The sequence below is a fragment of the Acidovorax sp. GW821-FHT10A04 genome (genome assembly GCF_059415825.1).
This window is the reverse complement of record NZ_JBWKNZ010000003.1, coordinates 495,475-508,829: the sequence shown is the minus strand read 5'-3', so window position 1 is coordinate 508,829 and position 13,355 is coordinate 495,475. Positions and strand designations below refer to the sequence as shown.

General features: G+C 67.9%; 9 protein-coding genes. 6 read left to right on the top strand and 3 right to left on the bottom strand.

The window, feature by feature from the left end; all coding sequences use genetic code 11:
- Positions 1 to 130 precede the first annotated feature (130 nt).
- Positions 131 to 1,261 carry an ABC transporter substrate-binding protein gene (locus AC07PF_RS10015; RefSeq protein WP_494611732.1) on the bottom strand — a complete coding sequence of 377 codons (1,131 nt, stop codon included), beginning with the start codon at positions 1,259 to 1,261 and terminating at the stop codon, positions 131 to 133.
- 101 nt (positions 1,262 to 1,362) lie between these two features.
- Positions 1,363 to 2,481, bottom strand: a complete 1,119-nt coding sequence (locus AC07PF_RS10010; RefSeq protein WP_007859372.1) for an ABC transporter substrate-binding protein — start codon at positions 2,479 to 2,481, stop codon at positions 1,363 to 1,365.
- Between the two features lie 179 nt (positions 2,482 to 2,660).
- Between AC07PF_RS10010 and uvrA the strand changes: the two genes are divergently transcribed.
- The 4 genes from uvrA (at position 2,661) to AC07PF_RS09990 (ending at position 10,728) form a co-directional block, all read left to right on the top strand.
- The gene (uvrA, locus tag AC07PF_RS10005) at positions 2,661 to 8,537 is read left to right on the top strand and encodes an excinuclease ABC subunit UvrA (protein WP_494611731.1); all 5,877 of its coding nucleotides are present in this window, start codon (positions 2,661 to 2,663) and stop codon (positions 8,535 to 8,537) included.
- Positions 8,538 to 8,759: 222 nt separating this feature from the next.
- Positions 8,760 to 9,473, top strand: a complete 714-nt coding sequence (locus AC07PF_RS10000) for a hypothetical protein (protein ID WP_494611730.1) — start codon at positions 8,760 to 8,762, stop codon at positions 9,471 to 9,473.
- A 234-nt stretch (positions 9,474 to 9,707) separates the two neighbouring features.
- Complete coding sequence (locus AC07PF_RS09995; protein WP_145695929.1) at positions 9,708 to 10,208, top strand: hypothetical protein; 501 nt, start codon at positions 9,708 to 9,710, stop codon at positions 10,206 to 10,208.
- Positions 10,209 to 10,380: 172 nt separating this feature from the next.
- On the top strand, positions 10,381 to 10,728 hold the full coding sequence (locus AC07PF_RS09990; RefSeq protein ID WP_494611729.1) for a hypothetical protein: 348 nt from the start codon (positions 10,381 to 10,383) through the stop codon (positions 10,726 to 10,728).
- Positions 10,729 to 10,752: 24 nt separating this feature from the next.
- Here AC07PF_RS09990 and ctlX read toward each other — a convergent pair whose 3' ends face one another.
- Positions 10,753 to 11,682 carry a citrulline utilization hydrolase CtlX gene (gene ctlX / locus AC07PF_RS09985; protein WP_494611728.1) on the bottom strand — a complete coding sequence of 310 codons (930 nt, stop codon included), beginning with the start codon at positions 11,680 to 11,682 and terminating at the stop codon, positions 10,753 to 10,755.
- 124 nt (positions 11,683 to 11,806) lie between these two features.
- Between ctlX and AC07PF_RS09980 the strand changes: the two genes are divergently transcribed.
- Together AC07PF_RS09980 and AC07PF_RS09975 are read left to right on the top strand one after the other, a co-directional pair.
- Positions 11,807 to 12,238 carry an Lrp/AsnC family transcriptional regulator gene (locus tag AC07PF_RS09980; RefSeq protein WP_494611727.1) on the top strand — a complete coding sequence of 144 codons (432 nt, stop codon included), beginning with the start codon at positions 11,807 to 11,809 and terminating at the stop codon, positions 12,236 to 12,238.
- Between the two features lie 117 nt (positions 12,239 to 12,355).
- A complete protein-coding gene (locus AC07PF_RS09975; protein WP_494605364.1) occupies positions 12,356 to 13,324 on the top strand; it encodes a tripartite tricarboxylate transporter substrate binding protein in 969 nt (322 codons plus the stop codon).
- Positions 13,325 to 13,355 lie beyond the last annotated feature (31 nt).

Sequence of the window (13,355 nt, the reverse complement as noted above, 5' to 3'; positions counted from 1 at the left end):
GCGGGGAGGGGACGCTCCCCGCGCGGCGGGGCGGCCCTTGCGCGGGAGCACGGGTCTTGGTCGTGCCAGTTGCGCAGCCCGTTGGCTATGCGATCGTTGGATGATCAGGCACCACGACCGTCCACGTCGACTACCGCTTGAATCGGCCGTCGGTGCCGATGATGGAGAGGTCGGAGAAATCCAGGCCCGAGTGGTCGGTGGCGCTGAAGGACAGCGTCAACCCACCCATGTCCCAGTTGCGGATGCCTTCCAGGCCCGCATGCAGCTTGGCGCGGTCGGGCTTGGCGCCGGCGCGCTTGAGGCCTTCCACCAGCACCTTGGCGCTCACGAAGCCCTCGACCATGGCGGGGGTGAGTTCGCTCACGCCGCCGGCCTTGGCGAGGTCCATGGCCTCCTTGATCAGCGGGTAGTTCAGTGAGCGCTCGGAGGGGAAGACCTGCGTCACCACCACGCCGCGCGCGCTGTCGCCCAGGGCCTTCACGAAGCCGCCCGAGGCGTTGTTCGACAGGGTCACGATCTGCCCGGTGACGCCCGCGGCGCGCAGCGCCTTGATGCCGTCCACCACGGCCGCGCCGGTGCCGATGAAGATCACCGCCTGCGGCTGCTTTTGTGCCACGCGCGGAGCGATGGCGGAGTAGTCGGGCTTGGCGCGGTCGAACTTCTCGACGAACAAGGCCTCGATGCTGTTGGCCTTGAAGCCCGCCTGGGCGCCTGCCAGCCCGTCGGCGCCGAAGGTGTCGTCCACGTGCACCACGCCGATCTGCTTGATGCCCAGGGTGTTCAGGTGGGTGATGGCCTTTTCGACCTCGCGCTGGTAGGTGGCGCGCACGTTGAACACGTACTTGAGCACCGGCTTGTGCAGCACCATGGCGCCGGTCGATGGGCCCACCAGGGCCACGCCGTGCTGCTCCAGCACCGGCACGATGCCCTGGGTGTGCGGCGTGCCGCGCGTCATGAACAGGCCGATCACACCCTTCTGCTCGATCAGCGTGCGCGTGTTCTCCAGGGTCAGCTTGGGGTCGAACTTGTCGTCGAGCGTGATGACCTCGACCTTCTGCCCGCCGACGCCGCCCCGTGCGTTGATGTGGTCGATGTAGAGCGATGCACCCTTCATGGACTCCTGCACCGTGGCGGCGGCCGAGCCGGTCACGCCCACGGTCTGGCCGATGAGGATCTGCGCCTGGGCCGGACTACTCCCCAGGACCAGCAGGACAAGCGCGGCGCAGGCCGTGTTCAGGGGAAGGGCGGCAAGGTGCTTCATACGGACCCTGGTGGTAGGTAGCGCGACAGTGTAGGCCGAAGGTGTGACAAAAGGTAGCCGGGGCTTTACCTGATCCCTGCCAGGTGAGCCCCGGTGCCGCTTCAGCGGCGGAACTTGCCGTCGGTGCCGATGATGGACAGGTCGGCGAAATCCAGGCCCGTGTGGTCGTCGGGGCCATAGCTCAGCTCCAGTCCGCCAAGGTCGAACTTCCGGATGCCCTCCAGCGCCATCTGGACCTTCTCGCGCGTGGGCTTGGGGCCGGCGCGCTTGAGGCCTTCGACCAGCACCTTGGCGGCGGCAAAGCCTTCGAGCATGGCGGGGCTGATCTCGGCCACGCCCTTGGCCTTGGCCAGCGTCTGTGCTTCCTTGACCATGCCATAGGTCACAGCCCGCTCGTTGGGGTACACCTGGGTCACGATCACGCCGCGGGCGTTGGTGCCCAGGCTCTTGATGAAGCCCCCCGACGCGTTGTTGGACAGGGTCACGATCTGGGCAGCCGAGCCGGCGCTGCGGATGGCGTTGCCCGCATCCACCACGGCCGAGCCCGAGGCGATCATCAGTACGGCCTGCGCCTGGGCCTTGGCGACCTTGGCGGCAATCGGGGCGAAGTCCGGCTTGGCACGGTCGAACTTTTCCAGCACGGTGGCCGTCAGCTTGCTGGCGGCCAGGCCCTTCTGGGCGCCGGCGAGGCCGTCGGCGCCAAAGCTGTCGTCGGCATAGACCAGGGCAATGCGGGTGATGCCCATCGAGGCCAGGTGGGTCATGGCCTTTTCTGCCTCGCGCTGGTAGGTAGCGCGCACGTTGAAGATGTTCTTGCGCACGGGCTGGTGCAGCACCATGGCGCCGGTGGAGGGCCCCACCAGCGCCACGCCATGCTTGTCCAGCAGGGGGATCATGGCCTCGGTATGGGGCGTGCCGCGCGTGAGGAACATGGCCAGCACGTTCTTTTCCTCGATCAGCTTGCGGGCATTATCGGCGGCCAGCTTGGGGTCGAACTTGTCGTCCATCGAGACGATCTCGATCTTCTGGCCATTGACGCCGCCCTTGGCGTTGACGGCATCGATGAAGAGCATGGCGCCATCGGCCGTCTCCTTGACCCCTGCTGCCACCGTGCCCGAGTAACCCGCCGTCTGGCCGATCAGGATCTGCGCGTGGCCTGTGCCGCACAGCACGGTGGCCAGGGCTGCGGTCGCCCCCCATTGTTTCCATGTGTTGTTCATGGTTGTCTCCTTGGAATTGAGGGTGACTCTAAGAGATGTTCGCGCCGGGCGAGCGGGCATAACCCGACGCCGTGACAGGACTTGTCAGCAGATGTCAGGCCTGGGGGTATTGCGAGGGGGCCGGACGGGAGCGATGGCGGTGCCTAGAATGTCCCGCCTCACCTCGAAAGACTGCTTCCATGACCCAGGGACTGATCCGTATCCGCGGCGCACGCCAGCACAACCTCAAGAACCTGGATCTGGACATCCGCACCGGGGAACTCACGGTGGTCACGGGCCCGAGCGGCTCGGGCAAGTCCAGCCTGGTCTTCGACACCCTGTATGCCGAAGGCCAGCGCCGCTATGTGGAGACCTTCAGCGCCTACGCGCGCCAGTTCCTGGACCGCATGGACAAGCCGGCCGTGGACAAGGTCGAAGGGGTGCCGCCGGCCATTGCCATCGACCAGACCAACCCGGTGCGCAGCTCGCGCTCCACCGTGGGCACGATGACCGAGCTCAACGACCACCTGAAGCTGCTGTTCGCACGTGCTGGCCAACTGTTCGACCGCGAGACCGCCCAGCCGGTGCGCCACGACAGCCCCGAGACCATCTACGCCGAGCTGCAGCGCCGCTGCGCCGCGGGCGGCGATCCGCGCATCGTGCTGACCTTCCCCGTCGAGCTGCCCGCCAACACCTCGGCCGAGCAGGTCGAGCAGTGGCTGTCGGCCAGCGGCTTCACCAAGGTGCAGGCCGAGCGCGAGGTGGCCACGCCCACCGGCCCGCGCAAGCTGCTCGACGTGGTGGCCGACCGTTTCCGCCTGGGCCATGCCGAGAAGGCGCGCGTGATCGAGGCCATCGAGGTGGCCTTGAAGCGCGGCACCGGGCGCCTCAACGTCTACCGCCTGGCCGATGCACCCGAGGCCGAGCCCGAGCTGTGGCGCTTTTCCACGGGCCTGCACTGCCCGGACAGCGACCTGCGCTACAGCGACCCGATCCCGTCGATGTTCTCGTTCAATTCCGCCGTGGGCGCCTGCGAGACCTGCCGCGGCTTCGGCCGCGTGATCGGGGTGGACTATGGCCTCGTCATCCCCAACGACAAGCTCACCCTGCGTGCCGGCGCCATCAAGACCATCCAGACTCCGGCCTGGAAAGAGGCGCAGGACGACCTCATGCGCCATGCCGAGAGCGCCGGCATCCCGCGCGACACGCCGTGGAACAAGCTCACCGAGGACCAGAAGAAGTGGGTCATCGGCGGCACGCCGGGCTACAAGGACGGGCAGTGGAGCAAGCAGTGGTACGGCATCAAGCGCTTCTTCGAGTACCTGGAGAGCAAGGCCTACAAGATGCACATCCGGGTGCTGCTGTCCAAGTACCGCAGCTACACGCCGTGCCCCACCTGCGCCGGTGCGCGCCTCAAGACCGAGAGCCTGCAGTGGCGCATCGGCAGCAAGGACGCGGCCGACGCGGTGCTCGAACCCGGCCGGCGCTTCCTGCCCGAGGGCGTGAAATGGAGCCGCGCACAGCTCGAGGCCTTGCCCGGCCTGTGCCTGCACGACCTGATGCTGCTGCCCATCGACCGGCTGCGCCGCTTCTTCGACCGCATCGACTTCGTGGCCGAGGGCGCACAGGGCAACGAGGGTGAGACCCAGGCCCTGAAGCTGCTGTTCGAGGAGATCACCACGCGCCTCAAGTACCTGTGCGACGTGGGCATCGGCTACCTCACGCTGGACCGGCAGAGCCGCACCCTGAGCGGCGGCGAGGTGCAGCGCATCAACCTGACCACGGCGCTCGGAACCTCGCTGGTCAATACGCTGTTCGTGCTCGACGAGCCCAGCATCGGCCTGCACCCGCGCGACATGCACCGCATCACCGAGGCCATGCTGCGCCTGCGCGATGCGGGCAATACCCTGGTGGTGGTGGAGCACGACCCGGCCGTGATGCTCGCGGCCGACCGCATGATCGACATGGGCCCCGGCCCCGGCCGTCTGGGCGGGCAGATCGTGTTCGACGGCACCACGGCCGACCTGCGCCATGCCGACACGTTGACCGGCGCCTACCTGAGCGGGCGCAAGCACGTGGGCTTCGGCTTCAAGCGCATGGTGACCGAGGCCACGCCGCGCCTGGTCCTCGAAGGCGCGCGCGAGCACAACCTGAAGGACGTGTCGGTCGAGTTCCCGCTGCAGCGCCTGGTCACCGTGACCGGCGTCAGCGGCTCGGGCAAGTCGAGCCTGATCCAGGACGTGCTGGCCCCCGCGCTGCTGCGCCACTTCGGCAAGGCCACCGATTCGCCGGGCGCGCACGAGCGCATGCTGGGCGCCGACCACCTGTCGGACGTGGTGTTCGTGGACCAGTCGCCCATTGGCAAGACCGCGCGCTCCAACCCCGTGAGCTACGTGGGTGCGTGGGACAGCATCCGCGAACTGTTCGCCGTGGCGCCGCTCGCCAAACAGCGCAGCTACACCGCCGCCAAGTTCAGCTTCAACAGCGGCGACGGGCGCTGCCCGACCTGCGGCGGCTCGGGCTTCGAGCATGTGGAGATGCAGTTCCTGTCCGACGTGTACCTGCGCTGCCCTGACTGCGACGGCAAGCGCTACCGCCCCGAGATCCTGGAGATCACCATCGAGCGCGGTGGCCGTGCGCTCAACGTGGCCGACGTGCTGGCCCTCACGGTGGCCGAGGCCGCCGACCTGTTCGCCAGCGACCGCGACGTGATCCGTGCGCTGCAGCCCATCGTGGACGTGGGGCTCGAGTACGTGGCCCTGGGCCAGCCCGTGCCCACGCTCTCGGGCGGCGAGGCCCAGCGCCTCAAGCTCGCGGGCTTCCTGGCCGAGGCGGCGCGCACAGCGGCCAAATCGCGCCAGGCCGTGGCACGCAAGGGCACGCTGTTCCTGTTCGACGAACCGACCACGGGCCTGCACTTCGACGACATCGCCAAGCTCATGCGCGCACTGCGCAAGCTCATCGACGCCGGGCACTCGCTGATCGTGATCGAGCACAACCTGGACGTGATCCGCGCCAGCGACTGGCTCATCGACCTGGGCCCCGAAGGCGGCGACGGCGGTGGCCTGCTGGTGGCCGAGGGCACGCCCGAGGACGTGCGCCAGCACGCCACCTCGCACACTGGCCAGGCGCTGCGCGACTACGAGCTGGCGCTGGGCGCCGGCGGCCATTCGGTGCACGAGAAGGCGGCGGTGCTGCGGCGCCAGCAGCGGCTGGCGCATGCCGGCCAGGCCGACACCTCCAAGAACGCCATCGAGATCATCAACGCCAAGGAGCACAACCTCAAGAACCTGAGCGTCGACATCCCGCGCGGCCGCTTCAACGTGGTGACGGGGGTCAGCGGCTCGGGCAAGTCCACGCTGGCCTTCGACATCCTGTTCAACGAGGGCCAGCGCCGCTACCTCGAATCGCTCAATGCCTATGCGCGCAGCATCGTGCAGCCCGCGGGCCGGCCCGAGGTGGACGCGGTCTACGGCATCCCGCCGACCGTGGCCATCGAGCAGCGCCTGTCGCGCGGCGGGCGCAAGTCCACCGTGGGCACCACCACCGAGGTCTGGCACTTTTTGCGCCTGCTGTACGTCAAGCTTGGCACGCAGCACTGCGTGAAGGATGGTGCCGCCGTGCAGCCGCAGACGCCCGAGAGCATTGCCGCGCAATTGCTGCGCAACTTCCGCGGCCAGCACATCGGCCTGCTCGCGCCGCTGGTGATGAACCGCAAGGGCGTGTACACCGAACTGGCCGACTGGGCGCGTCCGCGCGGCTTCACCCACCTGCGGGTGGATGGCAACTTTTTGCCCACCACGGGGTTCCCGCGCATCGACCGCTTCAAGGAGCACACCATCGAGCTGCCCGTGGCCAGCATCGACGTGTCGGCCGAGGGTGAGGCGCTGCTGCGCGAATCGCTGGCCCAGGCGCTCACGCATGGCAAGGGCGTGGTGCACGTGCTCAGCAGCCTCGAAGGCCTGCGCGAAGCCATGCTTGCCGGTACGCCCACGGCGGCCATCGGCACGCTGCAGGCGTTCTCGACCAAGCGCGCCTGCCCGGTGTGCGCGACCTCGTACGCCGAACTCGACCCACGCCTGTTCAGCTACAACAGCAAGCACGGCTGGTGCCCCGATTGCGTGGGTACGGGCGTCAAGCTCACCAAGGACCAGCGCAAGGTCTTCGACGATTCGGTGCAGGACGACAACGAGAAGGGCCGCGAGCAGACCTTTGCCGAGCCCGAGGTCGAGAACCTGGCCGACACGGCTTGCCCGGGCTGCCAGGGCACGCGCCTGAACGCCACCGCGCGCGCCGTGCGCTTTGCGGGCATCGGCATCACCGACATCGCGGCCTTGTCCGTCACCGACGTGCGCCGCTGGGTCGAGACGCTGCAGATCGAAGGCGGCATGACCCGGCGCGAGGCCGACATTGCGCGCGACCTGGTGCCCGAGATCAAGAGCCGGCTCGAGTTCCTCGAGGAGGTGGGCCTGGGCTACCTCACGCTGGACCGCGGCGCGCCCACGCTCTCGGGCGGCGAGGCACAGCGCATCCGCCTGGCGGCACAGCTGGGCAGCAACCTGCAGGGCGTGTGCTACGTGCTCGACGAGCCCACCATCGGCCTGCATGCGCGCGACAACCAGATCCTGCTCAACGCCCTGCACAAGCTGGGCGACAAGGGCAATACGCTGGTGGTGGTGGAGCACGACGAGGACACCATCCGCCGTGCCGACCACATCATCGACATCGGCCCGAGTGCCGGCAAGCGCGGCGGCCGCCTGGTGGCGCAGGGCAGCGTGGCCGACATCACGGCGGCCGGCGATTCGCAGACCGGCCGTTACCTGCTGCACGCCATGAAGCACCCGCTGCAGCTGCGCCGCAGCATGCAGCCGAGCGAGCTGAGCGCCGCCGACGCGGCCTTGGGCGAACCTGTGGAAGCGCCCAAGGGGCGGCAGAGCGCAGCGGTCAAGAAGCGCGCAGCCCAGGCTGCGGCGCTCACTGCGCAGGCCCTGGACGATGCCAAGGCGCGCGCCGCCATCCGCTGGCTCACCGTGCATGGCGCGCACCTGCACAACCTGCAGAACGTGACAGCGACGGTGCCGCTGCACCGCCTGGTGGCGGTCACGGGCGTGAGCGGCTCGGGCAAGTCCACGCTGGCGCGCGACGTGCTGCTCAGCAACGTGCAGGCCTGGGTGCAGCAGCGCTCCACCAAGGCCGGGCGCGACGCCATGGACGCGGGCAAGGCACCAGCCCTGGTGGGCTGCACGGGCCTGGCAGGCTTCGAGTCGGTGGACCGGGTGCTGGAAGTGGACCAGACGCCCATCGGCAAGACGCCGCGTTCCTGCCCTGCGACCTACATCGGCTTCTGGGACACCATCCGCAAGCTGTTTGCCGAGACGCTGGAAGCCAAGGCGCGCGGTTATGCGGCCGGGCGCTTCAGCTTCAACACCGGCGAGGGCCGTTGCCCGACCTGCGAAGGGCAGGGCATCCGCACCATCGCCATGAGCTTCCTGCCCGACGTGAAGGTGCCTTGCGAGGCCTGCCACGGCGCGCGCTTCAACCCCGAGACGCTGGCCGTGACCTGGCGTGGCAAGAGCATTGGCGATGTGCTGCAGATGGAGGTGGACGAGGCCGTGGACTTCTTTGCCTCCATGCCTTCCATCGCGCATCCGCTCCAGTTGCTCAAGGATGTGGGCCTGGGCTACCTCACGCTGGGCCAACCCTCGCCCACGCTCTCGGGCGGTGAGGCTCAGCGCATCAAGCTCGTGACCGAGCTCACCAAGGTGCGCGACGAAGTGGGCCGGCGTGGCCAGAAGGCACCGCACACGCTCTACGTGCTCGACGAGCCCACCGTCGGCCTGCACATGGCCGACGTGGACAAGCTCATCCGCGTGCTGCACCGCCTGGTCGACGGCGGGCACAGCGTGGTGGTGATCGAGCACGACCTGGATGTGATCGCCGAGGCCGACTGGATCATCGACCTGGGGCCCGAAGGGGGCAAGGAAGGGGGGCGCATCGTGGCCGCCGCACCACCGGAAACAGTGGTGAAGCTGGGTACGCACACGGGGAAGGCGCTGGCGCCGGTGCTGGCGCGCTGAGGCGCAAGGGGACAGCGAAAACCGCTCTGTACGGCAGACAGGGCAGGGACATGGGGCCGGGGGCCCAACCCACGCAGGGGTTGGGCGAAGTCCTACGGTAGGCGCGGAACTCGGCGCACGCGGCGAAAGAGGGGAAAAACCTACTCTTCGTTTCATGGGTAACGGCGGAAAGGCGCCAAGCCCAAAAGCCCTGATCTACCCCTTAACTACCCGCCTACTGCCATGACCTCACACACTCCAACCCTGACTGCCCTGGCCCTCGTATCGGTACTGCTCACTGCCTGCGGCGGTGGTGGCGGTGGCGGTGGAAGCGGCAGTTTCAGCAGCACCAGCAGCAATGAAGTCGCCGCCGCCGTCGTCGACGCCGATCCCAGCACCGAGCCCGGTGTGCTGACGGTCACTGATGCAACCATCCCCAGCCTGAACGGGGTCTATGGCAACGGCCAGCTCACGCTGAGCGAGGTGTACTACCAGGAAGCCATGGGCGCAAAGCCCGCCACCTGTGCCTACAAGTTCATGGGTGCCGATAAGGTGGATCCCACCGCTACGGCCGGCGCTACCACCAACACGGTGGTGGAAGTGACCACCACGCCTGTCTCCATTGTCGGTACCTCCACCACGCAGGCCGCTATGGTCGGCAACATCACCGCACCTGTCTCGCTCACCGGCGCGGCTCCTTCTGCGGGCGTCCAAGGCGTGCCTACCGCCTTCGGCAAGATCACCTACCGTCCTTCGGCCACGGGCCTGTATTTCGCGTTCCTGACCTTCAACGGCAAGGAGTACGCCAGCCTCGACTCGGTGGACACCCTGGTGGACCGCAGCGGCAACTTGGTGCGTTTCACCAGCAAGACCATGGGGGCCACCGACGGTTCCACCGATACCCTGAAGCTGACGGCCATCATTCCCCTGCACGCTACCCGCAATGCCAATTGCTGACCCGGGGGCGCAGGCGGCTCCTGCGCACATCCGGTGGTTTCGCCCTTGGCCGGTCCTGCGACTGCGACTGGTTCCGTGGCCCGCTTCCCTCTGGGAGGCGGGCTTTTTTGCGGATGCTGCCTGCCCTTTTCCGTGTAGGCGAAGGTCCTACGCACGACAGGGGCGTTGGCGCACGCCAGCGGCAAGACCCCGCTCCTACGATACCCCCACCTCCACACGACAAAGCCGCTCGCCATGAACTCCCTCCTCAAGACCTGTTCTGCCATCGCCGCTGCCAGCGCGCTGCTTGTCGCCTGCGGTGGGGGCAACAGCGACGAACCCACACCCAGCAACGAGCCGGGGGTGCTCACGGTGACGAATGCCTCCCTGTCCGGACTCAACGGCGTGTACGGCAACGGTGCGCTCAACCTGACCGAGGTCGACAAGAAGAACCCGATTGGTTCCGTGCCCGAGCTGTGCACCTTCCGCTTCGATGGCGCGAACAAGGTCGGTTCGACCGAAACGGCCTTTGGTGACGTGCGCTACCGCCCGGATGCCACCGGCCTGCACCAGATCTTCGTGACCTTTGCCGGCAAGGAATACAGCAACGGCGATACCGTGGACACGGTGGTCGCACGTGACAGCAACCAGGTGCGCCTGACCAGCAAGACGCTCACGGCCACCGATGGCTCCGCCAACACCCTGCGGGTGAGCGGCGTGGTCCCCATGCGCCCCAACCGCCCGCTGGGCTGCTGACGCACCAGCGATCGCCCTCGAGGCCTGAGCCGCCCTGCTTCAACCTGTTTCCCCCCTCGGCCGGCGAGTCCGCTCCACCCGGTCATTGGCCCCGCCCATCCTGGAGATGGACGGGGTCTCTTTTTTGCTGCATCGCCGTCACAATGGCGTGGCTCTCCCCTCGCCATCCCCCATGCCGCCTTCGTCCCCTTCGCTATCGCCCCAGGTGGTGTGGCTGCACCCCGAGGCACCACCCAAGCCCGCCGGGGGCGCGCCCTGCAACGGCTGCGGCCTGTGCTGCCTGGCCGAGCCTTGCCCGGTGGGGGTGCTGGTGTCGCGCCGGCGCACTGGTGCGTGCGCGGCATTGCGCTGGAGCGATGGCGAGGGCCGCTACCTGTGCGGCATGGTGTCCGACCCGGGCGGGGTGACGGGTATCCGCCATCCCTGGCTGGTGCGCGCCATCGGCGCCTGGGCCCGGCGCTCGATTGCCGCCGGGGTGGGGTGCGATGCGCAACTGGATGCAGAAGCCCCGCCCCGCTGAGGGCGCACCGCGGTTCCCCCGGTGTCACCCCCTGCGCGCCAGGTGGATGCCTGCCAGCATGCAGCGCACCGATCCACCCGCGAGCTCGATGGTGGGCACCGCCAGCGGCACCAGGGCGGCGCTGCGCTCGATCACGGCTTTCTGCGCTGCAGTGAGACTGGCTGCTGCGCGTGCCGACAGGGCCAGCACCCGGCCCTCTTTGCCTGTGAGCTCCAGCGCATTGCCCGCGAAATCGCCGATCTGCTGCGCGCTCAGTTCGATCAAGGTGCGGCCGGATTCGGCCAGGCGCTCGCACACGGCTTGGCGGCGTACCGGGTCGCTGACCAGGTGGAAGCCGCCGAGCGCGAAGTCGGTGCCCACGCACAGCATCACGTTGGTGTGGTAGCACGGCATCCCCTGTGCGTCGGCCGTGGCAAAGGCCATGGGTTCGTAGTTGAAGTGGGTGCAAAAGCGCTCCAATGCCACCGGGTCGGCGCGGTTGGACTGCGCGGTGTAGGCCACGCGCGCGATGTGGTCGAGCACCATCGCGCCCGTGCCCTCGAGGAACATGCCGTCGGCCTCCAGGCCCGAGTAGTCGATCACGTCCTGCACGCGGTACTCGGCCTTGAGCATCTCGATCACGTCGGCACGCCGCTCACGCCGGCGGCTCTCGGCAAACATCGGGTACAGGGCCACATGCCCGCCCGCATGGGTCGAGAACCAGTTGTTGGGAAACACCGCGTCCGGTGTGCCGCGCTCGCCCAGGTCCTCGAACAGGTGCACGCGCACGCCCGCCGCCTGCAAGCGGGCCGCGGCGGCAGTCACTTCGGCATGGGCAAGGCTGGCGATGGCGTCGGCTGCCTGGGCAGCGGGCGACTGGAAGGCGTTGTCAGCGGCGGTTTCTGGATTGGGGTGGAAGCGGTGCGGGCGCACCATCACGACGGCGGCAGGGGCTTGGGCAGAGGGTTGGGGCATGGACGGGGACGGACAGGTTGGGATGCAATCCCTGGAATTCTCGGCATGGGGAGCGCTACAGAAAAGCCAACATCCTGGTCAAAATGCGCTGAAAATTGGCATATTGCCAATGCTATGGATCACTATGGCCACTATCGACGACACCGACCGCCAAATCATCGGCATCCTGCGCACCGATGCCCGCACCCACGTGGCCGTGTTGGCGCAGAAGCTGCGCATCTCCCGCGGCACGGTACAGAACCGCCTGCGCAAGATGCAGGAGAGCGGTGTGATCACGGGCTACACCGTGCGCCTGCGCCCCGATTCGGAACCCCAGCGCATACGCGCCTGGATGAGCATCGCGGTGGAGGGCAATGCCGCGCCCGAGGTCATCCGCGCCTTGCGTGGCGAGCCCACGGTGGGCACGTTGCACAGCACCAATGGCCGCTGGGACATCGTGGCCGAGGTCCGGGCCGAGAGCCTGGAGGCCTTCGACATGGCGCTGGGGCGCATCCGCCTCACGCCGGGCATCGGCAACACGGAGACCAGCATCCTGCTGTCCACCTACAAGGCCTGAGCGCATGCGGCACCCGTGGCAGGCGCCTGCGTGACACTTGCTAGGGAGTTTCCTGCATGCCCATGGCGACGGGACTGCAGTCCAATGCAGGGATCTATGTCTTCCAAGGATTCCACCATGCAGCGTCGCCGTCAGATCATCCAGTGGGGTGCCGCCGCCGCGGTCGCTCCGGCCACCCTGCTGGCCCGGGCCCAGAGTTTTCCGGCCAAGCCGATCAAGCTGGTGATCGCCTTCCCGGCGGGTGGGCCCACCGATATCACCATGCGCTCCCTGGCCGACAACGCCGGCAAGATCCTGGGCCAGCCCGTGATCGTGGAAAACAAGCCCGGCGCCGGCGGCACGCTGCCCGCCCAGCAGCTGCAGGGCTCCGCGGCCGACGGCTACACCATCGCGCAGATTCCGCTGGGCGTGTTCCGCCTGCCCTACACCACCAAGATCAGCTGGGACCCGGTCAAGGACATCAGCTACGTGCTCAACGTGACCGGCTACGCCTTCGGTCTGGTGGTCCCGGCCGATTCGCAGCTCAAGACCTGGACGCATTTCGTGGCCTGGGCCAAGGCCAATCCCGGCAAGCTCAGCTACGGCTCCACCGGCACCATGACCAGCCCGCACCTGACCATGGAACTCATCGCCCAGCAACTGGGGCTGGAGTTGCTGCACGTGCCCTACAAGGGCAGCGCCGACCTGATGCAATCCATCCTGGGCGGGCAGATCATGGCCGCGGCCGACTCCACGGGCTTTGCGCCCCAGGTCGAGGCCGGCAAGCTGCGCGTGCTCAACACCTGGGGGGCCGAGCGCCTGGCCAAGTTCCCCGATGCACCCACGCTCAAGGAACTGGGCCTCAACCTGGTGCAGAACTCGCCGTTCGGCATCGGCGCACCCAAGGGCACGCCCGACGCCGTGGTCAAGCGCCTGCACGATGCCTTCAAGAAGGCCATGGAGCAGGAGAGCTACCGCACGGCCCTGGCCCGCTACGACATGGTGCCCATGTACATGAGCACCTCGGCCTACCAGAAGTTCGCGCAGGATACCTTCGCGCGCGAAAAGGCGCTGGTGGAAAAGCTGGGCCTGGCCAAGCCGTCCTGAAGGCCGGCTCCGTCGACCTGGCCTGGGGCCT

What these genes read in the sequence shown, in the direction of transcription:
- uvrA (WP_494611731.1), top strand. Translation starts at nt 2,661, where the DNA reads ATGACCCAGGGACTGATCCGTATCCGCGGCGCACGCCAGCACAACCTC.
- AC07PF_RS09975 (WP_494605364.1), top strand. Translation starts at nt 12,356, where the DNA reads ATGCAGCGTCGCCGTCAGATCATCCAGTGGGGTGCCGCCGCCGCGGTC.
- AC07PF_RS10000 (WP_494611730.1), top strand. Translation starts at nt 8,760, where the DNA reads ATGACCTCACACACTCCAACCCTGACTGCCCTGGCCCTCGTATCGGTA.
- AC07PF_RS10010 (WP_007859372.1), bottom strand. Translation starts at nt 2,481, where the DNA reads ATGAACAACACATGGAAACAATGGGGGGCGACCGCAGCCCTGGCCACC.
- AC07PF_RS09990 (WP_494611729.1), top strand. Translation starts at nt 10,381, where the DNA reads ATGCCGCCTTCGTCCCCTTCGCTATCGCCCCAGGTGGTGTGGCTGCAC.
- ctlX (WP_494611728.1), bottom strand. Translation starts at nt 11,682, where the DNA reads ATGCCCCAACCCTCTGCCCAAGCCCCTGCCGCCGTCGTGATGGTGCGC.
- AC07PF_RS09980 (WP_494611727.1), top strand. Translation starts at nt 11,807, where the DNA reads ATGGCCACTATCGACGACACCGACCGCCAAATCATCGGCATCCTGCGC.
- AC07PF_RS09995 (WP_145695929.1), top strand. Translation starts at nt 9,708, where the DNA reads ATGAACTCCCTCCTCAAGACCTGTTCTGCCATCGCCGCTGCCAGCGCG.
- AC07PF_RS10015 (WP_494611732.1), bottom strand. Translation starts at nt 1,261, where the DNA reads ATGAAGCACCTTGCCGCCCTTCCCCTGAACACGGCCTGCGCCGCGCTT.